Source organism: uncultured Nocardioides sp. (assembly GCF_947489365.1).
In the GTDB taxonomy this organism is placed as follows: Bacteria; Actinomycetota; Actinomycetes; order Propionibacteriales; family Nocardioidaceae; genus Nocardioides.
Genome location: NZ_CANLDB010000005.1, coordinates 286,497 through 306,832, shown reverse-complemented (window position 1 = coordinate 306,832; position 20,336 = coordinate 286,497). Strand labels below are relative to the sequence as shown.

At 65.9% G+C, this 20,336-nt stretch carries 14 protein-coding genes; 4 read left to right on the top strand and 10 right to left on the bottom strand.

What is annotated here, in order from left to right:
- Nucleotides 1-7 precede the first annotated feature (7 nt).
- Nucleotides 8-730, top strand: a complete 723-nt coding sequence (locus Q0858_RS15780) for a hypothetical protein (protein WP_299056363.1) — start codon at nt 8-10, stop codon at nt 728-730.
- Here the strand turns inward: Q0858_RS15780 and Q0858_RS15775 are convergent.
- The gene (locus Q0858_RS15775) at nt 650-1,108 is read right to left on the bottom strand and encodes a hypothetical protein (RefSeq protein ID WP_299056361.1); all 459 of its coding nucleotides are present in this window, start codon (nt 1,106-1,108) and stop codon (nt 650-652) included. The two genes, Q0858_RS15780 and Q0858_RS15775, sit on opposite strands and share 81 nt — an antisense overlap.
- Nucleotides 1,109-1,988: 880 nt before the next feature.
- On the opposite strand from Q0858_RS15775, the gene Q0858_RS15770 reads away from it, so the two are divergent.
- The gene (locus Q0858_RS15770) at nt 1,989-2,555 is read left to right on the top strand and encodes a flavoprotein (protein ID WP_299056359.1); all 567 of its coding nucleotides are present in this window, start codon (nt 1,989-1,991) and stop codon (nt 2,553-2,555) included.
- A 172-nt stretch (nt 2,556-2,727) separates the two neighbouring features.
- Here the strand turns inward: Q0858_RS15770 and Q0858_RS15765 are convergent, their stop codons facing one another.
- The gene (locus Q0858_RS15765; RefSeq protein ID WP_299056356.1) at nt 2,728-3,861 is read right to left on the bottom strand and encodes a metallophosphoesterase; all 1,134 of its coding nucleotides are present in this window, start codon (nt 3,859-3,861) and stop codon (nt 2,728-2,730) included.
- 649 nt (nt 3,862-4,510) lie between these two features.
- Between Q0858_RS15765 and Q0858_RS15760 the strand changes: the two genes are divergently transcribed.
- Nucleotides 4,511-9,997, top strand: coding sequence for a DNRLRE domain-containing protein (locus Q0858_RS15760; RefSeq protein ID WP_299056353.1), 5,487 nt, complete (start codon nt 4,511-4,513; stop codon nt 9,995-9,997).
- 1,982 nt (nt 9,998-11,979) lie between these two features.
- Here the strand turns inward: Q0858_RS15760 and Q0858_RS15755 are convergent.
- Nucleotides 11,980-12,435: a hypothetical protein gene (locus Q0858_RS15755; protein ID WP_299056351.1), complete on the bottom strand. Its 456-nt coding sequence runs from the start codon at nt 12,433-12,435 to the stop codon at nt 11,980-11,982.
- 644 nt (nt 12,436-13,079) lie between these two features.
- Here Q0858_RS15755 and Q0858_RS15750 point away from each other — a divergent pair.
- Complete coding sequence (locus Q0858_RS15750; protein WP_299056348.1) at nt 13,080-13,256, top strand: hypothetical protein; 177 nt, start codon at nt 13,080-13,082, stop codon at nt 13,254-13,256.
- Nucleotides 13,257-14,076: 820 nt separating this feature from the next.
- On the opposite strand, the gene Q0858_RS15745 is transcribed toward Q0858_RS15750, so the two are convergent.
- From Q0858_RS15745 to Q0858_RS15715, 7 genes are all read right to left on the bottom strand, one after another.
- A complete protein-coding gene (locus tag Q0858_RS15745; protein WP_299056346.1) occupies nt 14,077-14,412 on the bottom strand; it encodes an Lsr2 family protein in 336 nt (111 codons plus the stop codon).
- Nucleotides 14,413-14,812: 400 nt separating this feature from the next.
- Complete coding sequence (locus Q0858_RS15740) at nt 14,813-16,276, bottom strand: hypothetical protein (RefSeq protein ID WP_299056343.1); 1,464 nt, start codon at nt 16,274-16,276, stop codon at nt 14,813-14,815.
- Entirely contained in the window at nt 16,273-16,566 is a 294-nt protein-coding gene (locus Q0858_RS15735; RefSeq protein ID WP_299056341.1) for a hypothetical protein, read from the bottom strand. The genes Q0858_RS15740 and Q0858_RS15735 overlap by 4 nt, the downstream gene beginning before the upstream one ends.
- 1,182 nt (nt 16,567-17,748) lie before the next feature.
- Nucleotides 17,749-18,264, bottom strand: coding sequence for a 4'-phosphopantetheinyl transferase superfamily protein (locus Q0858_RS15730; protein WP_299056339.1), 516 nt, complete (start codon nt 18,262-18,264; stop codon nt 17,749-17,751).
- Nucleotides 18,261-19,112: an ABC transporter permease gene (locus Q0858_RS15725; RefSeq protein ID WP_299056337.1), complete on the bottom strand. Its 852-nt coding sequence runs from the start codon at nt 19,110-19,112 to the stop codon at nt 18,261-18,263. Before Q0858_RS15725 ends, Q0858_RS15730 begins: the two co-directional genes overlap by 4 nt.
- Entirely contained in the window at nt 19,109-20,101 is a 993-nt protein-coding gene (locus Q0858_RS15720; protein WP_299056336.1) for an ATP-binding cassette domain-containing protein, read from the bottom strand. The genes Q0858_RS15725 and Q0858_RS15720 overlap by 4 nt, the downstream gene beginning before the upstream one ends.
- Nucleotides 20,094-20,297, bottom strand: a complete 204-nt coding sequence (locus tag Q0858_RS15715; protein ID WP_299056334.1) for an MbtH family protein — start codon at nt 20,295-20,297, stop codon at nt 20,094-20,096. Before Q0858_RS15715 ends, Q0858_RS15720 begins: the two co-directional genes overlap by 8 nt.
- Nucleotides 20,298-20,336 lie beyond the last annotated feature (39 nt).

Below are 20,336 nucleotides of genomic sequence, written 5' to 3'. Positions count from 1 at the left end.
AGCAACGATGAACGAACCTTTGGAAGACACGACCAGCCAAACAATGGCTAGCGACTTTCTCGTGGACCTCCTGCGGCGAGAAATTCTTGACATTCAGATCGCGTCGACCGGAGCAGAAGACGATCCTGACGGAAGTTTGCCGCTGCAGGATGTCCTCATATTAGTCACGGAGGAGTCGGCGGTGATCGGTGACGTGCTTGCCGAGGTCGACTTCATCCTGGCCCAGACGCCCCCATTAACTCCTCGTCAGCAGGCGCGAATCCTTCAGGGTGCGGATCGAGGGGTGCAGTTGGCCGCGAACAGGCACCTCGACCCAGATGAGGCTGTGCAGGAGCTACGCGAGGTCGTCGACACGATCCGTGGACAGAGGGTTTCCGGAGGCCCGGCCGACGAGTTCGTGGCGCTGGTCGAACTAGTCGCCAACGGTGAGACACCGTGTTTCGAGGACTACGACGCCGCCACAGTGGCCAACTGGATCATTGAACTCTCCGCGCCGTCGGCCACGCTGTTTAACATCCTGGCGCCGGGGCGCGACGGGGGTCGGGAGCAGTCGGGACCGCTCCCTATGCCTGTAGGATCAGCGGTGAACGCTTGGGCTGATTTCGCGCACGACGTGCTCGCGCTGGTGGACGCGCAGAAGTCTCGGGCGTTAGCGGCGGCCGAACAGCGCGGTCAGGCGCAGGTCGATCAGCGGGATGAGGAACGTCCCGAAGGTCAGAATGAGCGCTGACCACGTCGCCGTGAGACCGAAGAGGACCTCATCGACCTGGGTGGTGCCGAAGGTCCAGGCAGCAAAGGCGCCGAGACTCAGTGGGAGAGTCCACCACGTCATTTTCCTGAGGTCCGGCATCGTCAGGACGACCACCAGCGCCCCTACGAACAGTGCTGCCCACCACATGGCCGTCGTGGATGCGTGGGGCGCAGCGGCCACGAACAATGCAACGGCCTCGGCCGGGACGAACTTCATCAACCGGTTCGAGTAGTCGTCGGGAATCCCGGGCTGCGTCGCGTCGTCGCCACGCACCACAACGTCGTCGTCCAGTTCCCGAGCGCGGCCGACCCCCGCACGCTGCAACACGTCCCAGGGATATTCGATGCGTCGACCCATCTTCATACCTCGTTCCGGTGCCAGTTGTGCCCGCCGAAATGAGCCCGCGGGTTCCGGGGAAGACCGCGTGTCGACGCTGTTGGGTGGTGAGTCTATCGCCCGCTTGACGGCTTCACCTCCGAGTCTGTCGTTATGGACCGGTGGTTACCCGGTCCGGCGGCCCTAGAGGGCATCCGGCCCGGGCGGTGCGTGGGGGTGTATCGAGTTCGGTGCTTGCGGTCCAGGTGGTGGTCACTTTCAGCGGCAAGAAGAACGGCACGGTGGAGTACAAAGACAACGACGTTTTCGAGGTCCTCGGCGGCGCACTAGCCATCACGGACGGCACTGGGCGCCAAACTATCTGGGCTCCACACATTTAGATGCAAGTGGAGGTCGAGCCCGCCCAGAGCGAACCTACGGTCGTCTTCGGCATGTAGCCCGACAACCAGCCAGTCGTGCGGCCGGTTTCCTGGCCGTCACGTGCTCGTGCTGCACGGAGAGGGACCGGTGCTGCAGGTACGCCGGCGCCGACTGCGCGAGCTACATCGGTCCGCCGGTTCATTACTCGGCTGGCTCTCGATGTCGAGCCGCTGAACAAGGCTCCCGAGCCGGTCGTCGCGACCCTCCGACGTGCCGGGTTGATCGAGCCTGTGACCCTAAACGCCGCCTGTCCTAGCGGCAAGTTCAACATGGAGGCCCGTATCGGTATCAGCGCGCGTGCGGACGACAGTGGGGTCTCGCGGCTTCTCGGGCTGGAGACGCCGCGGGAGATCCCCACATTCTCACTGTCCGCAGGGCACCCTGCGAGCGGCGACAGCAGTCGACCCGCAGACTTCATCCCGGCGGGTTTCCCCTACTCCGCCGTCAAGGGCATGAGGGGCAGCCAGCGACCGGTGCGCTCGTGAACATCGTGATCTATGGCTCCGGGTCCGTCCACGTCAGCCTGTTGCCCGCCTACATACAGGTGCTGCACCGTCGCCTCGAGGTGGACATCTCGATCGTCCTATCAACCGCGGCACACCGTTTCGTCTCCGGCGAGGCTCTGTGTACGCTCACCGCCCGGCCCGTACACGGGCCGATAGATGATGTGGGGCCCTTGGGCATTCCTCGTCACGTCGAGCTCGCGGAGTGGGCCGACCTAGTACTGGTGCTACCAGCCACTGCGAACACACTGGCCAAGCTCGCCAACGGGTTCTCCTGCGACCTCGGCGCGGCCGTGGTGCTGGCGGCCTCCTGCCCCGTCGTGGTTGCACCAGCGATGCGTCGGTCCATGTACGAGAAGGCGGCCGTCAGGCGCAACCTCGCGACGCTGGAGGCCGATGGAGCTCGGGTCTTACGGCCTGGCGCCTATCCGGCGGTGGGTCAGCGGGCGGGGGGCGCTGACCTCGGTGACGAAGGAATGTCGCCGTCTCCCTCGCAGGTTCTGGAATTCATCGAACCCCTTTGCGAGCAGCGAGCCGCCTCCTAGAGGGCCCGCCACTCGACGGTGCCGGGGTGATGAACCTTTCCGGTCTCATCCCCGGCTCGTCATTCAGGCTCAGCGGCCGGCACTCGGGGTGTCGCCGCGAGCGGCACGAGATCATCCATCCCGGTTCCGGCGAATACGCGGGCTGCCTCATCGACCTAGACCGACGCGAAGCTCATCGAGGGCGGAGGAGGCCCGAGCTTTGAAGTAGCCGGTTGTCATCGCTGAGTGCCAACGTGCCCACGCAGGCTGGATCGGGCGCGATTGTTGTGCTGTAGACCGGACGCTGCGGGACTATCGTCTGCCAGAGCTTGCGTGCTCCGCTGGTCGTTCGGGGCCGGAATCGCCGCATCCGCATTGTCATCTGGTCGCCCTCGAGGTCTGCGACCAGGAAGCTCTGGTTGCCGACGCCTCGTCCGCTCTGGTCGGCGAGACGGCCGCCGTGGCTGATCTGCGTGATGCCGTTGCGGCGTAGGACCGTGATGTCGTGCACCTCGCCGTTGAGGTAGACGTCCACGCCATGGCGGGCCATGGTCTGCCAGAACGCTGAGCTTGTGCCACCTCGGTACGTCAGCCCGCTGGTGCTGTCTTTGCGCACCGGTTGGGCCACCGGAGTGTGGCCCTGGACCACGATCCAGTCGACCTTGGATTTCGCCCGGCCTAGCAGGCGATTCAGCCATGCGAGCTGCTGTGAGTCCAGCTCGGGGATGACGTTTGTACCCGTTCGCTTGAAGACGTCGACGGTGACGAGAAGGAGGTTGTCGTGCAAGTACTTGGCGTAGGCCGTGTTGTGCGCCGGTCCGGGCGGCCTCATCGTGTATCGGTTGGGTCGCAGCGCATAGCGTGCGAACTCGCGCTTGAACAGGTCGAGGCTGCGACGTTTGAAGTCTGCCGTCGGCTTGCCGTTCCATGGGTTGTCGCCGAGCTCGTGATCGCCGACCGCGACATGCACGGGCAGCCCGCGGCTGCTGAACCGTTCGACCCATTGTCGGTAGTAGGGCCGTGCAGCGCGGCGTATGGCGTCACGGCGCTGCGCATCGTTATTGACGGGCCCGAAGAGTCCGGTCTTGCTGTCGTCGCGTCCCCAGTGGCCGTTGACGGTGTCGCCGGCGACGAGGACGTCGTCGGGAGCTTCGTCGACCCAGGTGCGCATGACTGTGGCGAGGCTCGACCGCCAACCTGGGCTGACGCTGTTGGGCATGCCCGGTCGCCAGCGGGGAGTCTTCCGCAAGTCGCCGATGTCGGCGTTGAGGAAGTCCGGGGCAGATAAGAAGCGGTAGTCACCGGTCGGATCCACGGCAGTGCGCACGCAAGCTGACGCCAACACCTGTGATGTCCGCGCGCCTAGTGAACCGCCCCCTCGGAGGTCCTTTGAGGAGGCGCGCGAGGCGTTTCCCTTGCCTTGGGGGACAGCCTCCGCAGCGAGTCCGGCTCCCGTTGCTGCAATGGACGCAGCTACAAGGCTAGTAGTGGCCGACCACGCAGCCAGCGCGCGGACGAACCGCTGCCGGTGCAGACGCACGCCTGAGCAAACAGACACGGCGAAGAGCCCCCATAAATTTGGCCGCGACGACTCGGCGTGTCGACGCCCGAGGGGTCGCCCGAGTTTGGTAGGCGGCAATTCCTATCACAGGCCCCGCCGGCTGGGCGCCAAACCGGCTGGCCGCTGCCGCCGACGCACCCGGTGCTAGTCAGCCTGTCTCTGCAGCGGTCGGACGTCGCCGGTCGTGGCCTGCGTGGTCGGCTCGACGTTCCCGGGGTCCGGGACGGGCGTGAACCGGCGGCTCTCGTGGGCGTTGTTGCGGTGTTCACCGTCAAGTTCTTCGGAAGTCTTGTGCAACCTGTGGAACCTGTGGTCATCTATGCGCCTCCGGAGGCGTGACCCAGTTCACTTTCTCAGGCTCCGGGGTGTTGCGGCGTCCACGGGGGCTCGCCGTTTCTTTACTCGGAGGCTCGCCATGGGGCGTCGCATTCTCGGCACTTTGTCGACCCTGTTTGTTTCCCGTTACGGCCGTAACGGCGGTCGCAGCCGGAGCCTTCGCGTCGGCGCGATTGGGACGGGGCTTGCGGTGGTGGCGTCTGGTGCCGCTGCAATCGCGCCGCCGGCGGCGGGGGCCGATGTGCCGTCGTCCTGGGCGTTGAGCGCGACCGTGATGCCGGCGGCGACACTGCCCATGGAAGAGCCAGAGGATGGGTCCTTCGAGACCATCCCGCTGCCGGAACTGTCCACGGAGACCTCGACCACCCGCATGCTCCCGTCCGGCGAGCACGAGATCGACATCTCACAGGTGCCGATCAACTACCTCGACGACGACGGCACCTGGCTCCCCATCGACACCGAGCTGGTCGAGCCGACCGAGGACTCCGACTCTCCCCAGGCCCCGGCCGAGGACTACGCCGCCGAGAACGCCGCGGCGAGCTACACCGCTTCTATCCCGGCAGACGCCGAGGACACGGCCGCCCGTTTCGCGGTCGAGGCATCCGGTCTTCCCGGTGGCGAGGCCTGGGTCACCCTGAAGCTTGCAGGTCTCCAGGGTGCCCCCGCGCTCGATGGCGACACCGCCAGCTTCACCCAATTCGGTGAGGACTTCGCCGCCGGGTTCGATGGGGCCAGCGCGGTGCAGCTCCAAACGACGGGGGAGGGACTCAAGGAGACGATCGTCCTGGACTCGCCCCCGACTGAGGGACCCAAGGGGTCTGTCATCGACGGCGATGAGGGTCCTGGCGATGAGGGTCCCGGGGATGAGAGCTCGGACGGTGCCGACGATGGTGAGGGCGATACTCAACCCGGGTCCGGCGGCAACGCCGAGGCTGCCCCGGAGGGAGGAGCAGCAGGCGGCGAACAGACCGGGCAGGCTACTCCCTCCCCGGGAGTCGGAGAGGCGACTGCGGGCTCGCAGGCATTCGGTTTCGACTACGACCTCGAGGTGGCTGACGGGATCACGCCGGTGCTCCAGACCGACGGATCCATCGACTTCATTCGTGACGCAGCGCCGAACCAGGCCCCCGTCTTCTCCATCCCGCTGGGCAACATGTATGACTCCGCCGAGACCACGCAGATCGGTGGCATCGAGACGCCCGGCCCCGCCTACACGAACAGCATCGACTACGAGCTCACCCAGACAGGCAGCAACGGCGGTTCGTGGACGCTCCGCGTCGTGCCCGATCTTGACTGGTTGACCGACCCCGCGCGCGAGTACCCCGTCTCCATCGACCCCACCATCACCCGCGGCCCGACCCGCGACTGCACCCTGTTCGAAGACGAGCCCAACTCCAACCGCTGCGGCGACTCGCAGACCTACCTTCAGGTGGGGCAGATGTCGGGCGGCAAGAACCGCCGCGCCGTTCTGAAGTTCGACAGCTCCGGGATCGACCCCGCCGCCCGCATCGACGAGGCGAACCTCGAGCTGTGGCTCGACACCAGCCAGACCACCCAGACCGGCCCGAACATCAACACCAACTACGTGGTTCGCCGGACGGGCAAGCCGTTCAACACCGGCGCCGCATGGAACACCTCGGGCAGCAACGGAGCCTGGACGGGTGGCGACCCAACAGGACCGAACGAAGGCGCGAACCTGCTGAACGGCCTGGCGGCCAACAACGGCTGGCGCTACTTCAACATCACCTCCATCGTCGAGGGCTGGCACACCGGCACCATGCCCAACGACGGCCTCGTGGTGAAGCAGCAGAGCGAGAACGTCACCAACAAGCTGTCCTTCTTCTCCTCGTCGGTGAACAACCCGGCCAACCGTCGACCCAACCTGAACATCACCTACACCCCGGCGGTCGGTCCTCAAGGGGGCGTGCGGGACTACTGGCAGTTCGAGGAGCGCGAGCTCACCGACCGCATCACCGCTAAGGCCAACATCGGCAACGGCAACCTGCACGTTGACGCCAAGGACTTCTCCGTCGCCGGCGTCGCCGGCTGGGACATGGGGTTCACCCGCTACTACAACTCCGCCCAGGCTCAGGCGTCCGCCAACTCCAACATGGGCGCCGGCTGGTCACACAGCTTCGGCGGATCCATCCGTCTGGAGTTCCCCAACGGCGCGAACGACCGCTCCAAGCTCAACTTCTGGGGGCCATCGGGTTACCGCGTCATCTTCAACCAAACCGGCGGGTCTAGTAGCAATCAGTACAAGCGTGAAGAACCCGGCATTGACGCCGACCTCGAGCGCGACCCCAGCCAAAACGCATACATCCTGACGTTCTTCGACGAGTCGAAGTACCGCTTCGACCTCCAGGGTCAACTGCAGTCCATTCGCGACACCAACCAGAACGCTCTGGCGTTCGGCTATCGAACCGACAACAAGCTCGGATCGGTCACCGACACACGAGGCCGAGTTGCGGTGTTCAGCTACAACACCGCGGGCCTGATCAACCAGGTCAGCCTCCGTCGCCCCGACGGCTCGGACTCCACCCCCGGCGCCGAGATGCTCCGCTACCAGTACACCTACAGCCAGCCCGGGGGTGAGCTGGCACAGCTCCGCACCTCGCGCCTCACCGTCTACAACGGCAACGCCATCGGGAACTCCTCCAGTGACACCACCGCCGCGGACAACAACGTCTCCGATGGAGGCAGCATCGGCGCCATCACCGAGTACGACTACACCGACAACGGTCGACTGATCGAGATTCGCGACGCCCGAGAGACCGCCACTGGCGCGGGTGGCGTCACCAAGTTTACGTACGACAACCCGACAAACCGCGTGAACCAGATCGAGCGGGTCAAGCAGGGTGGCGCCTCGTCGACGGTCAACTTCACGTACTTCCAGGGCGCTGGCGCCGACGGCGCCACCTGTGAGAGCGAGAAGGACAACGACGCCAAGTTCCGCACCAACGTCAATGGCGAGCGCACCGGCATCGAGGACGTGACGAAGTACTGCATCGACAATCACGCCCGGGTGCTCCGCACTACCGACGCCAACAACAACAAGCGTTCTAGTTCGTGGACCGTCAACTCGAACGTCGACATGGCGGCCATGCCCGGCACCGGCTCCGGCACCGCCATGTACAACTACTCCTACCAGGGTGATGACGAGAACGCCACGAAGGCCGAATCGCCGGAAGGGTCGACCAGCGGCGCTACCTACGGCAGCGGCAGCGAGCACAATCCGGAAGCCGTTCAAGGTGATGACTCCGGCGGTGAGCTCAACTCCTGGGAGTATGAGTACGACGATAAGGATCGGGTCACCGAGGCCCGTGCGGGCAATGACGACCTGAACATCACGTACAACTACTGCTGGACCGAAGAGGGACAGATCCGGCGCATCTTGCCTGGGACCGGGTTCAACGGCAACGAGACCTGCACCCAGGCCGCCAATGGCCCGCAGGGTGACGACACGGTGTTCTCCTACAACGCCAAGAACGAGCTGCTGTCCGTTAACCGCCCCTCAGGCGGCGACCAAACGTTCACCTACGACAACCTGTCCCGGATCCGGACCGTCACAGACGGCAACGGCACCCGCACCCGCTACTGCTATGACGCCCTCGACCGTGTCGTCCGAGCCGATCACTACGACCCGGCTAATGTCAACGACGCGAACGTCAACTGCGGTCAGAACCCACCCTCGGGTGTGCAGACAGTGCGGTGGGACTATGACCTCGCTGGCAACCTCGTCGAGTTGGGCAACCTCACCACACCGAACAAGATCTTCGAGTACGACGACCTCAACCGGTTGACGAGCGAGCGACCGCAAAACCCATCCAACCGCACCGACTACAACTATGACCTCGCCGGCAATGTCATCCGCACCGCCGTTGACAGCGAGACTAGCGACGGACTCGAGGCGACCCTCTACACCTACGACCGGCTGAACCGGCTCGAGAGCCTCGACGACCAGCGGCCGGGCAACGCCACCATCACCTTCGGCTACGACAACCAGGACAACCGCACCCGCACCACCTTCCCGATCCTGAACTCCAGTGGACAGGTGACTAGCAACCCACTCGTCCAGCGCCGCATCTACGACAACGACTCCCAGGTGCGATGTGAGTTCTCCATCCGGGGAAACAGTCTGTCTAACGAGATCAATTGCGACGCCGTCCGTGGCAACGGCAACCTCATCACCTACCGCGAGTACGACTACAGCAACCCCGATCTTGAGGACATTCCGTCGACCGATAAGGACGAGACGCGGACGTCGACCAAATACGGCATGATCGAACTCGGAAACAAGCAGACCAAGTACCAGTACGACCCGATCAAGCGCCTGAAGAAGGCGGTAACTCGCAACGGAGGGGCCAATAACGACCCCATCCTACGCGAGTTCGAATACGAGTACTCCGAGCGCTCGAATCTGACGAACGAACTCACGGGTGGCACGACTCCCAGCCTCGAGACCGGCCGCCTACAGATGAGGTACGACAACGGGGACCAGATTTGCACCTCGGTCCGCCAGTTGACTGACGCGCCGAACCTCGACTGTGACCCCGCTACGACGGTCCCGGACCAGACCACGTACAGCCACAACGCCGACGGCGACCTGCTCAGTGCGTCAGGCGGTGGGTCACAATCGCTGAACGGTCTGCAACTGGACTACAACCTCCCGCGGCAGACCACCAGCATTACCCCGCCTGGAATGGGGCCAAACACGTCGCACACCGGTGGCACCCAGGCCTACGACGGTGTGGAACAGGATCGACGAACCAGTGCCGGCAACACGAACTTCTCCTACGGGTACGCCGGCGACATCTCCGCACAGAAGACCACGGATCAGCCAGCGCAGTTGTTCGTCCGAGACACCAGCGGCAATTTGCTGGCCATGCTCACGCGGGATCCGAACAACGCTGGACAAATCCGAGACACCGACTACTACCTGACCGACGAGCAGCAATCAGTGATTGGGACCTACGACGGTCGCGGGCGCATCGCTGCCAACGAGGACGACGGCAACGGAATGATCCGCTACCTGTACGAGCCCTTCGGTCAAATCATCCGCACTTGGACTCACCCTGGCGCCGGCACATCAAACCAGGACGGCTCGGAGAACGGTGCTCTGCAAGCGCCGTCGTCGAACATGAACCCGTTCACTTACGTTTCGGGGTACCACGATCGAGCCACTGGACTGATCAAGTTCGGCACGCGGTACTACATGCCGTCTATCGGGACCTGGACTCAGCGTGACCCGAAGAATGGGTCCATGGCCCAGCCTCTAACTCTGAACGCCTACAACTACGCAGCGTCGAATCCCTGTAACAACACCGACACCTCAGGCAGGAGTATTGACTGTGCGTTCACGGTGGTCGGCGTGGTGATTGCCGTGTACTTTAGTTTGTCAAGCGCGTGGGCCCTAGGAACAACAGGTGTCTTTTCGGCGTATGGGGTCGCTTCGACCTGTTACGGATTCAGCTTTGACGAGGCGGCTGAGGACAGTTACTACCCGTACACCGACTATTATCCTGCTGGCGGTGCCACCGGAGACAGTCCGTACTACTACGATTGACCATCCTGGGACAGGAGACCGAGTAAAGGTGGCGCCGAGAAAGATGGACGAAGATAACAAGCGGTCTCGGCTGGCCTCTGCTTCAGCAAGGCGGGATCTGATCATTTTCAGAGGCGGCGTCGCAATCTTCGGGCTTCTCGTCTTGAGCTTGATTTACTTCAACGGCATCGGAACTGAGGCCTTAACGATGTTGGCGCTCGCCGCCGTTAGTCTTACTGCGTTCTGGAGGGCGAGGGTTAGAGGCAGGTAGGGCCGGGTCCCTTCTCATCATTGAGATCGACGTAGAGCCTGGTCGGCGCACGTCCAAACATCGACTGCTGGGTTCTAGGAAGGCGCGAGGTGCGATCCTCGGTGGGCACGATCGCTCGGCCCTGTCTCTACGGATGCGCTCAGCTAGGCTGCAGTCGTCGAAGGAGACGGCTTACCTGGGACGGACGTGGCTTATGGGTGAGGTCGGGATGCGGGTGCCTGATGATGCCTGGCGGGCTACGTCTGTTGGGCGATCGGCCGACTGGACGCGGTGCTGGAAAGGTTGACAACCGTTGGCCGCGTTAATTGCGTCATGCGGTCAACGGTCCCGAGGTGGGGGTCAGTCCGTCCTCCCATACGTGGCAGTCGGCGCTTTCACGCTGCTCGGTCTTGCCCTGTTGGTCTCCTCAGTCCTCATCCTGGCGGCCTAAGCGGCAGGACGGGGGCGCCGTCTCGGCGGTGGCCTCCCGGACCGAGTTGCTCACAAGGTGAGCTCCGACCCCGGTCTCCGTAAGTGGCCATGTAGGTCCCGCGCTCGTCTGCGGCGCACTTGAAGGAGGGGCTGCGGACGTTCGAGGTGATCCACCCGTCTACCTGCTGGAACTTGCCGCTGACCTCGGCGAACTCTGCATGGTCCGCATCGTCAGTCCTCAATGAGGTGCACCCCGCCGAGGTCGTCGACGCCGAAAAGATCCAGCCGCAATCGGCGCCTCACCTCGGCGCTCACCCGCATAATAGGGCCGCGCAGCCGCTCGGGCCCGACGAGCACGTACTGGGTGGCGTCGGGGAAACGAGACGTTGCACCGCAGAATTTGGCCGTAGCCAGTGTCGACGTCGAGCCCCGGGCTGCTCGTCGTGCCCTTCACCTCGCCGATCAGGAGTTCTGCACCACGCTTGGCGCGCACGTCTGCGTAGTCGGAAGCGTCGGTCTGCACGTCCCAGCCGCGCTCGAGCAGGTAGGTCTCGAATGCGGCCTGAACCTCGGCTTCCTTCATTGGGTCATCTCCGTCCGCCGGGCCTTGCGGTATTGAAAATAGAACGAGGCGCTTAGTCCAAGCTGCGAGAGACCCAAAAGCAACTGGGACCACTTGAAGTCGCCGTCGAGCCAGCCCGAGAAAGTCATCGCCAGGATCGGCGTGGCTAGGAGGCCCAGAACTATGGCTGTATTCCGAAGTTTCTTCGGCTGCGGTTGCATCCTGCGATCTGCGGATGCGCCCCAGTTTTCCCAGTGGGCGTCTTCTGCGCCGTTCCAACCTGGGCCGTATGGACCGTCAGGGGGTCGCTTGTCCTGATCAGTCATTCGGCCGCAAGCCCATTCTGACCAGGTCCCGGCGTGCGCGAACGTATCGCCCGGCGTAGAGGGATGTCAGTACGAGAGGTCCGAGAACGACCACCGCCGTGCGCCAGTCGAGCTCTCCGGTCCCGAACGCGGACAGGGCCACGATGAACAGTATGGCGGCAGCAATGCCGGGTCGGAACCGACAACTCAGCATGTCGTCGACTGGTTCGGCGGCTTCGATCTCACTCACCGTCTCGCTTCTGACGGCCGCTGAACTTTCGGTATAGCACAAAGCCGAGAATCAGCAGGAAGATCGGGATGCTGATCCACAGCGGGAACAGGCGGGTTCCACCACTGGTGGGCGGGGGTGCTGCGAAAATGAGGACCAGCGACGTCAACGCTTCTCATCTTTGCGTAAGCAGTCCCGCTCCCCAGCGAGACCTATGCGCCGAGATTAGTGGTCGTCCTGCCTCTCGTCAGCACGCTGCGTGAACGCCCGGGCCGCCACGATCACCTCAGCGTGCTCCCGCCTGACCCAGTAGCGCCCACCGTGAAACGTCCCCGGCATCTGTTCCTCACGGATCATCCATTGCGCCCATTTCACGGTCAGCCCGGCCATCGCAGCGACGGTGGTGGTGTCGAGCCAGACGTGGGCGAGGTCCGGCGGGTTGCCGTGCTGCTGGCGACGTCGCTCGCGCTCGGCACTTTCGGCCTCGCGTTCCAACAGCCATGCTCGAACTGGGTCAAGCGACTCGACGTAGATCGAGGCGTGGGCTTTCACCCGGCGCGACCCGTCGGCCGGCGGGGGAGTCTGTTCAAGGACGACGTGGCGCAGCGGAGCGCGGACGGTGGCCTCACCGACGCTGAGACGACGGGCGGCCTCGCGGTAGGTGATGCGCACGCCGGCCATGTGGCGAAGCTAAGTGTTGTGGTGAGCGGAGTGGGACAGCATGACACTTAGGGGTTGCGTGTCTCGAGGTCCCGGACGCTGGCAGCGAGCCCTTCTGGACGCACTTGACGGCTCCGAAGGTGGGTTCGCGGTAACGCATCGAGACTCCAGTCATAGCGAGCAGGTGGCGCTTCGGCGTGCTGCCTACAAGCTGGAGGAAGCCGGCCGCTTGGTTCTGACCTCCGAGGATGTCGCCGGCCAGCGTCGGCTCGTCGCCCATCGCGTTGGGGATGTGGTGGTGCCGCCGGACGTCACCACGGGACTCGACGGCAAGAGGTATCGCAGATCGAGCAGTGTGTCTCCGCAGGACGTGGCGTGAGCTCGCGGGTCAAGCTCGCGGGCTGGATCATCGCGTACTTCGTGGTCGGAAACGTGGTCGTCCTCCTGGCTGGCCGTTCGAACCAGTCGATCGCGGTAACCTTTGTGGTTGCTGTTGGGCTGTTCATCTTGGCGGTCCTGGTGCTTCAGCGGGTTCGGCGTCGGAGGGCGGCCGATGGTCCACGGGCTGAGGAGCCGGAGGGTGGAACCAGAGCGAGCGGCAAACAACCTGGTGGGCTCCGCGGCTGCACAGGAGAAGCGGTGAGCAACTTGGTCGGGGTGACGCGGTGTTGCTGGGGCTGATCCCGTGCATGTCCGGTGGGATCTTCATCTGGCTGCTTGTCACGGAGGACCGGCTGTTGGCGCAGGCGTTCTTGTTGGGCACCGTCGTGGCGTCGATCTACGTGGCCTACTCGAACTTCGCGCACGCCGTGGTTCACGGACGGCCGGAGGGCAGCGCATGACCGACGAGTCGCCACGGGCAGCGCCCTACGGCCCGGGCTGGAGCAATGGGCCTGAGCCGATGCAGCCTCGTCGAGCTGGTCCCCTGCGGGCGATGCATCAGTGGAGCCAGCGCCACCCTGTGCTGGACGGCATGGTCTTAGGGCCCATCACCCTGCTCGCGCTGCTGATCTGGCGAGGCATGGGCATCTTGGACGTGTCGCTGGCAATCTGTTTGCTGATCGGCCTCATCGCAACAGGGCTTGGCGCCTGCGCTGGCCTCAACAATCGGCGCCGCAACCGTAGGCGGGTAGAACGGGGCGAACCGGAGGGCCCTCTTGTGGTCTTCCTTGGCTTAGCGACTCGGGCCAGCCTGCACCACTCATCGGGCGGGTCATCCTGCCGGCCGTCTGCTTGATGGCGCTCGTCGTCGGCTTCGCGAGCGCACCGATCATCAACGCAAAGTCGCCAGGCTGAACGGGCCCGCCAGCCAGGGGCGGTTCACACCTGACGCCGGCGCCGGCCACGCCTCGAATGGTGTCGGCCTGCATGGCGCCGCCGTCGGAGTTCTCGATTGGCGATGAGGACCAGCGCGTCGCGAGCCGAAACGGTCATCCATGCACGCAAGGGTGCCGTAACGCGCTAACGGGCCCGGGCGGTTGCCGAGGTGTAGGCGCGAGTACCCAACTGACTGAGGTTGCGCGAACCCGATTGATGGAGCCGGGGCCGCGACACTCACGGGTGGCATCTGTGACCGAATGCCCGTGCAAGCCCATCGCGGTTATAAGGACACGCGAGCCGCCGGCGTCGATCTGTCGGCGGCTCACATGATGTCAAGCCAGGTCAGGAGGCGCTGTCGAAAGCCTCGCGGACCTCGGACGGGATCCGACCACGATCGGGGACGTCGTAACCGTTGTCCTTCGCCCAGGCTCGCACCTCGGCGGCCGCGGGGCCGTTCGAGGTGGACTTCTTAGACCCGGACCGCTTCACCTTGCCGACCTTCGTCGCGACGCCCAGGTAGGGCTCGACGGCCTTGTAGAACTTCTCCGCCTCCTTGGCCGTTAGGTCGATGCTGTACTCGGTGCCGTCCCACCCGAAAGTCAACGAGGGCGCATCGTTGTCCTTGATCTCGTCGCCGGACAAGTCCGACACATGCGTGATGCTCACCTTCTGAGCCATGTCACTCCTTTGAACTCGCGTGGATTAGATCCCCCATGTGGTCACGCTATCGACTGGTCAATTCGCATGTCCATTTGACCGGTTGTCCGGGGCCTCCCAGCGAGCCGTCTGACGGCGATCAGCAAGTCGATGAGCAAGTTGGCTTCATTGTCGATGATGTGAATCACCGGACGACTCCACCGCTGGTAGCTGGCCTGACCGCACACCACTTGGAACGACCCTGTTCGGAGGCCTGGTCTCGCCGAGCACTCGGCTGAGAGTTCATCGAAGCCACGGGCCAGCATCGAGTAGCCCCCCCCCCGTCGCCCGAGTCCTCGGCGAGGTGCGCACGCCCGGGGCCGGACGCCACGTACAGGTAGTCCCAAGCGGCGCTTGCGCGGTCATAAGTGAGGGCGTCGGCTCAGGCATTCCCCCGCTCGTAGGAGGTCAGGAGCGCGTAGTCATGCTCGAATCCGTGGCTCGTCCTGCCGACGTAGTGCAGTTCAGCAATCTTGGTGCTGTGGCCCGCCCAGTCGGCCGCATCGTGAATCTTGACGCCCGCGTCTAACCAGATCGTGATGGCGGCCTTGCGTAGTGTCTTCGGGGGCATGTTGACGAGGGCTGCCTTCGGTCCCCCTGCGAAGACTTTCTCGCACGCCGGCCGCCAGAAGGCGCTTCTGATGTTGCCCCAGTCGAGACGCGCGCGACCAGACGCGCTGGAGAACGTACGACTTTCAAGGGCAAATCCCGACTCAAGGTGAGCCCTGAGCGCTTCCGCGGTTTCTGGGAATGCTGGGATTACTCGCCGCTCACCGGGCAGTCGGTGCTTCAGTGACCGTAGGCGTCGACCCTGCAGGTTGGTCTCGGTGTCGTAGACCGCTGCTTCGGTCTGTTCGAAGGTGACCAGAGTTGGTCGATCGGCGCTTCCGAAAGCGATGAGTTCGGGGCGGTGAGCCACGAGTTCACCCGGTCTTGCCCCCAGCGTTCCGGCGGCTAGGACCAGAGCGCGGAACCGAGCCCCGGCGGGATGCCCATCGATGGTGGGACCCAAAGTGGCGATCGCCTCGGCGAGGTCTCGGATCTCAGGGAGAGAGGGCAAGACTCGATCGCTCACACGCTGTGGACGGGGTGGTGGTGCGTAGCGCCCCACGCCTTGCAGCGGGTCGCCTGTGGTGTAACCGCTTCGACGCGCGGCGGAGACGATCATCGACACGGTGATGTAGAAGGCGCGCACCGTTGCAGGCGACGCCACTTCGGCGTCGAGCGCTAGGTCGGTCTGGCCTTGAGCGAAGGCTGACTCCAGCCGGCGCTCATTCACCGCGGCGGTCCGCGCGTTGACCTTCCTGCGTGCCGAAACCGCACGGCGCAGATCGTCAGCGGTCAGGTCACGCAGAAGGATCGGGGCGCCGGGAGGTTTCGCCGCGGTGCACCGGTTGTCGCCGTCGGGATAGACGAGCAGGTCCATGGCAAGGCGCATGTTGCGGCGGTGTCCGAGCATGTTCTTGTCGTTGAGCGTCTCGGCGATCAAGGGCCACCAGACCAGCTCGCAATAGGCGGCGAAGGACGGCCCGCGATCGTTCTCGGTGGGCAGCGCGCGGAGTTTGGAAACATTGCGGATGTCCACGTCTGCTTCGCCGATCTGAGCCGGAGGAATGGCTGGGTTGATCGGCCAACCTCGGTCGTCGGCCTGCCAGTCGTTGAGCTTCGCGCGAAGCAGGTTGTCGTGGAACGTCTTGGCGTGGCCCTTCTGGCGAAGGGTCCTCTTGTGAAGGACTGTGTCGACGCGCCATCGCACGAACCACCTCGTCGCGGCGCGATCGCTAGCAGCGACGGTGCGTCCGTCACCGCTGCGTCCCTGCAGGTTGTAGACCCCCCACTTGGTCATCGGACCTCCCTCTGCTCGAGGAAGTCCCGAACATCGGCGGGCCGGAAGCGGATTTGACCGTTGATGCGAATGAACCGGGGGACCAAACCACTGTCAGGGCCCTTCGCCGACCACTTGCGCACGACCGACTCGCTGACGGCGAACCATGCCGCGAGCCCCCGGATGTCGATCAGGGGCTCATCGACGAACCCTGGATGCGTGTCACGACTGGTCTCCAATTTGCGTCGGCGCGCTCCTTCCCCGCCCTCTCGCGAGGCGCTGGCCGAGCGGGTGTCGTCGTCACCGCTCATGCGCACCACCGCAGCCGCGCTTCGCCCCGAGCGGCCCGGTGGGCCGCAACAATTGCAATCGCGCAATAGTCGGCAATCATCTGCAACAGTCGAATCGGACGGTTGCAGCCAGACCCCTTGAGAAGTCGACAGGGGCGCCTGGTCGGTGGGGGCGCGGTCACGTCGGGCGCGGAAGGGGCGGCGGAGTCGCGAACGGTCATGCAAGGCCCTATGCCGTAGGCCCCGAGGTCTGGTGCCGTCCTTTCGAGGGGCCCATCCGCTGCGCTCCGGGACAGAAGACGGGACTGAACCGCGACGACTCGCCCTCGTGCTGACCCTGGTCTGCAACCGCAACTTGAAGGCCGGTGGGCCACCCAGACTCCGCACGGCCTCCACTTGCCGCGTCGGGCACACTGCGGGCACAGTTGCGTGCCCCGATCGGCACCGATCTGAACCGATCTGCCACCGGATTGGGCCAACGCCGCACGTTTGGCCCGCTGCGAGGGAGCTTCCGCTCTGACTACGGATCAGAAGGTTTGGGGTTCGAATCCCTACAGGCGCGCAGCAGACGGAAGCCCCAGGTCGGCGTCGCCGACCTGGGGCTTCGTCGTGCATCGGATGGCGCTGATCGAGGGTCGCGCCGGGCCTCCAGCGTCGATCGGTCAGCCGGTCGTGACCTCGACGGCGGTGATCGCCGCCGGCGCCAGGTGGACGAAGCCTGCGAGCTGACCCGTGGTGGTCCGGGCCCGCCGTCCGCCGAAGCGTTCTCGGGCCGACGCCGCGGCGATCCCGAGAGACCCGTGGAGAACGACGTTCGAGACCACGCTGACGAGCCCGAGCAGTGGCTGGTCACCCAGCGCCTCGCCCGCGCCAAGCGCCTACCGCACGACGTCCGCGGCGCACGCGGCGTCGAGGGGTCCGGGCCGCACGTCGGCGCAGCGGTTCGCCTCGACACCCAGCCCCGCTCGGCGGTGAGGTCAGGATCTCTGCGTGCCTCTCACGACGCCCCACCCGTTCGGAGCGCACTCGTGCCACGAGTCGTGACCCACCTGGAGAGGTGCTCGACGTGTCGCCGGTGAAGGCAGTGCTGCCGGGCTCGTCCGCCGCGGCGGTGACGATCTCGGCCGTCCTGGTCATCGACGCGGACGTGTCGATGCCTGTCTGGGTCCTGGTCGTGGTCGGTGCCTCCGCTGCAGCAGTCCCCTACACGCGGTGGCCGGTGGACACGGGGACAGCCAGCGCGGCGCAGTGACCGGGTCCGGCGTCCAACGTCGTGAGGTGCCACCGCGCCCGGACCGCGGGAGCGGGGTCGAGGCCGTCCACGATGCCGATGCCCTCGGCCTTGAGTATCGCCTCGAGGCGCGTCCACACCGCGTGGAACGCGTACGTCGGGTCGTCCGACCCCCTGACCGCGGCCGCGTCCGCGGGCCCGAGGTGGTCCGCGACGAGCTGAGGCAGGTCGGGCAGCGGCCGCACGCGCTCGACGTCGACGCCCACCGGGCGGTCGGAGAGCGCGACCGCGACGAGGCCGTCGGTGCGGGAGACGCTGACGTGTCCGTGCTCGGCGACAGGAGCGCGACCGGGACGCCGGGCCACCCGCCCGGCACCCAGCTCATGCAGCAGGGCGTACGGCGACGTGCCCGCCGGCGCCAGGCGGACGACGACGCCGGGGGCGACGACGACGTCGGGCGCGGCGGTGAAGGGGGAGCCCGTGCTCACCCGCGGGTCAGCCTCCGGTACCGGGCCAGGACCAGCGGCATGAACACCGCCAGCACGGCCAGCGAGGACAGCACGGCGTACAGGGTGGGGTGCTGCAGCGACCAGGTGTCGGGCTGCGGCAGGCTCGCCGGGGTGGGGTTGCCGAGCAGGTCCCGCACGGAGGTGGCGACGGCCGAGACAGGGTTCCAGGCGGCGAACTCGCGCAGCGGGGTCGGCATGTTCTCGGCCGACACGAAGGCCGTCGAGATCAGCGACAGGGGGAACAGCCAGATCAGCCCGGCGCTCTGGGCGACCTCGACGGTGCGGGCGAACACCCCGACCGTCGCGCCGACCCAGGACATCGCGAACCCGAACAGCACCAGCACCCCGAAGGCGAGGACGGCGTCCCCGAGGGAGCCCTCGACCCGCCAGCCGACCAGCAGGCCGCACAGCGCGGTCACCACCAGGGTGGCGACTCCGACGACCATGTCCGAGGTGGTGCGCCCCAGGATCACCGCGAGCGGTGACATCGGCAGGGATCGGAACCGCTCCACGATGCCCTTCTGCAGGTCGTTGGCGAGCCCGACGGTCGTGAAGGACGCGTTGAAGACCATGCTCTGGGCGAAGATGCCGGCCATCAGGAACCGGCGGTAGTCCTCGCCGCCCAGGCTGCCGCCGAACACGAACGCGAACAGCACCACGAACATGATCGGCTGCACCAGGCCGGTGGTGATCCGGCCCGGGATACGCGCCACGTGACGCATGTTGCGGCCGGTGAGCACGTAGCCGTTGCGCAGGGTCTCGGCGCCGGCGGCGAGGAACGTGGCCTCGGACCGCACGCCGGAGCGGGTCTCGGTGGGGGCGCTCATCCGGTCTCCTCCTCGTCCTTCGGTGCCTCGGCGCCGTGGCCGGTCAGGGCCAGGAAGACGTCGTCGAGGGAGCTGCGGTGCAGGCCGAGGTCGACGAGCTCGACCTCGTCGCGGGACAGGTGGGCGAGCAGGTCGGCCATCACCTCGGGCCCGCGGTCGGTGGACACGCTGGCGCGCCCCGTGCGGTGGTCGACGGACGGCGTACCGACGCCGACGGCCTCGAGTGCTCGGGCGGCGGGGTCGAGGCCGGAGCCGTCGCGGACCTGGAGGGCGAGCGTCGCGCCCTGCACCCGCTCCTTGAGCTCCTCCGCGCTCCCGCGGGCGATGACGACACCCCGGTCGATCACGGTGATCAGGTCGGCGAGGCGGTCGGCCTCCTCGAGGTACTGCGTCGTGAGCAGCACCGCGACGCCGTCGACGAGGAGGTCCTCGATGACGGCCCACATGTCCAGGCGGCTGCGAGGGTCCAGGCCGGTGGTCGGCTCGTCGAGCACGACGACCTGCGGGCGGGCCACGAGTGCCCCGGCCAGGTCGAGGCGGCGGCGCATGCCCCCGGAGTACAGCCCGGAGCGGCGTCCGGCCACGTCGTCGAGTCGGAACCGCTCGAGCAGCTCGTCGGCCCGCGCAGCAGCGCGCTTGCGGGACATGCCGTAGAGCCGACCGAGCAGGTGCAGGTTCTCGAACCCGGTCAGGTGCTCGTCGACGGCGGCGTACTGCCCGGAGAGTCCCAGCGCCCCACGTGCGGCCCGGCTGTGGGCGACGACGTCGTGCCCGGCGATCTCGGCACGGCCCTCGTCGGCGCGCAGCAGCCCGCACACGATGCGGACGGTCGTGGTCTTGCCCGCACCGTTGGGCCCCAGCAGGGCATGCACCGACCCGGGGGCGACCTCGAGGTCGACGCCGTCGAGGACCTGGTGGTCCCCGAAGCGTTTCCGGAGGCCGGTCGCGCGAAGGGCGGGTCGGGCCGGGGCGGTCAGGGGCTCAGCCACCGACCGCGACCCCCAGCGTGGTGGGGTCGTCCCAGTTCTCCTCGATCCACGAGACCGCGTCGGCACGCGTCGCGTCCTCCAGCACGGCGCGCCAGCCCTCGGGCACGGCGACGAAGACGGGCCACAGGGAGTACTGGCCCTCGTCGTTGAGCAGCACGTGGTAGCGGGCGTCGGTGTCCTCGAACGGGTTGGTCATCTCGCTCCTCCTCGGGGGTGGGGTGTGCGGTGGTGCGAC

What these genes read in the sequence shown, in the direction of transcription:
- Q0858_RS15780 (WP_299056363.1), top strand. Translation starts at nt 8, where the DNA reads ATGAACGAACCTTTGGAAGACACGACCAGCCAAACAATGGCTAGCGAC.
- Q0858_RS15775 (WP_299056361.1), bottom strand. Translation starts at nt 1,108, where the DNA reads ATGGGTCGACGCATCGAATATCCCTGGGACGTGTTGCAGCGTGCGGGG.
- Q0858_RS15760 (WP_299056353.1), top strand. Translation starts at nt 4,511, where the DNA reads ATGGGGCGTCGCATTCTCGGCACTTTGTCGACCCTGTTTGTTTCCCGT.
- Q0858_RS15755 (WP_299056351.1), bottom strand. Translation starts at nt 12,435, where the DNA reads ATGGCCGGCGTGCGCATCACCTACCGCGAGGCCGCCCGTCGTCTCAGC.
- Q0858_RS15745 (WP_299056346.1), bottom strand. Translation starts at nt 14,412, where the DNA reads ATGGCTCAGAAGGTGAGCATCACGCATGTGTCGGACTTGTCCGGCGAC.
- Q0858_RS15740 (WP_299056343.1), bottom strand. Translation starts at nt 16,276, where the DNA reads ATGACCAAGTGGGGGGTCTACAACCTGCAGGGACGCAGCGGTGACGGA.
- Q0858_RS15735 (WP_299056341.1), bottom strand. Translation starts at nt 16,566, where the DNA reads ATGAGCGGTGACGACGACACCCGCTCGGCCAGCGCCTCGCGAGAGGGC.
- Q0858_RS15725 (WP_299056337.1), bottom strand. Translation starts at nt 19,112, where the DNA reads ATGAGCGCCCCCACCGAGACCCGCTCCGGCGTGCGGTCCGAGGCCACG.
- Q0858_RS15715 (WP_299056334.1), bottom strand. Translation starts at nt 20,297, where the DNA reads ATGACCAACCCGTTCGAGGACACCGACGCCCGCTACCACGTGCTGCTC.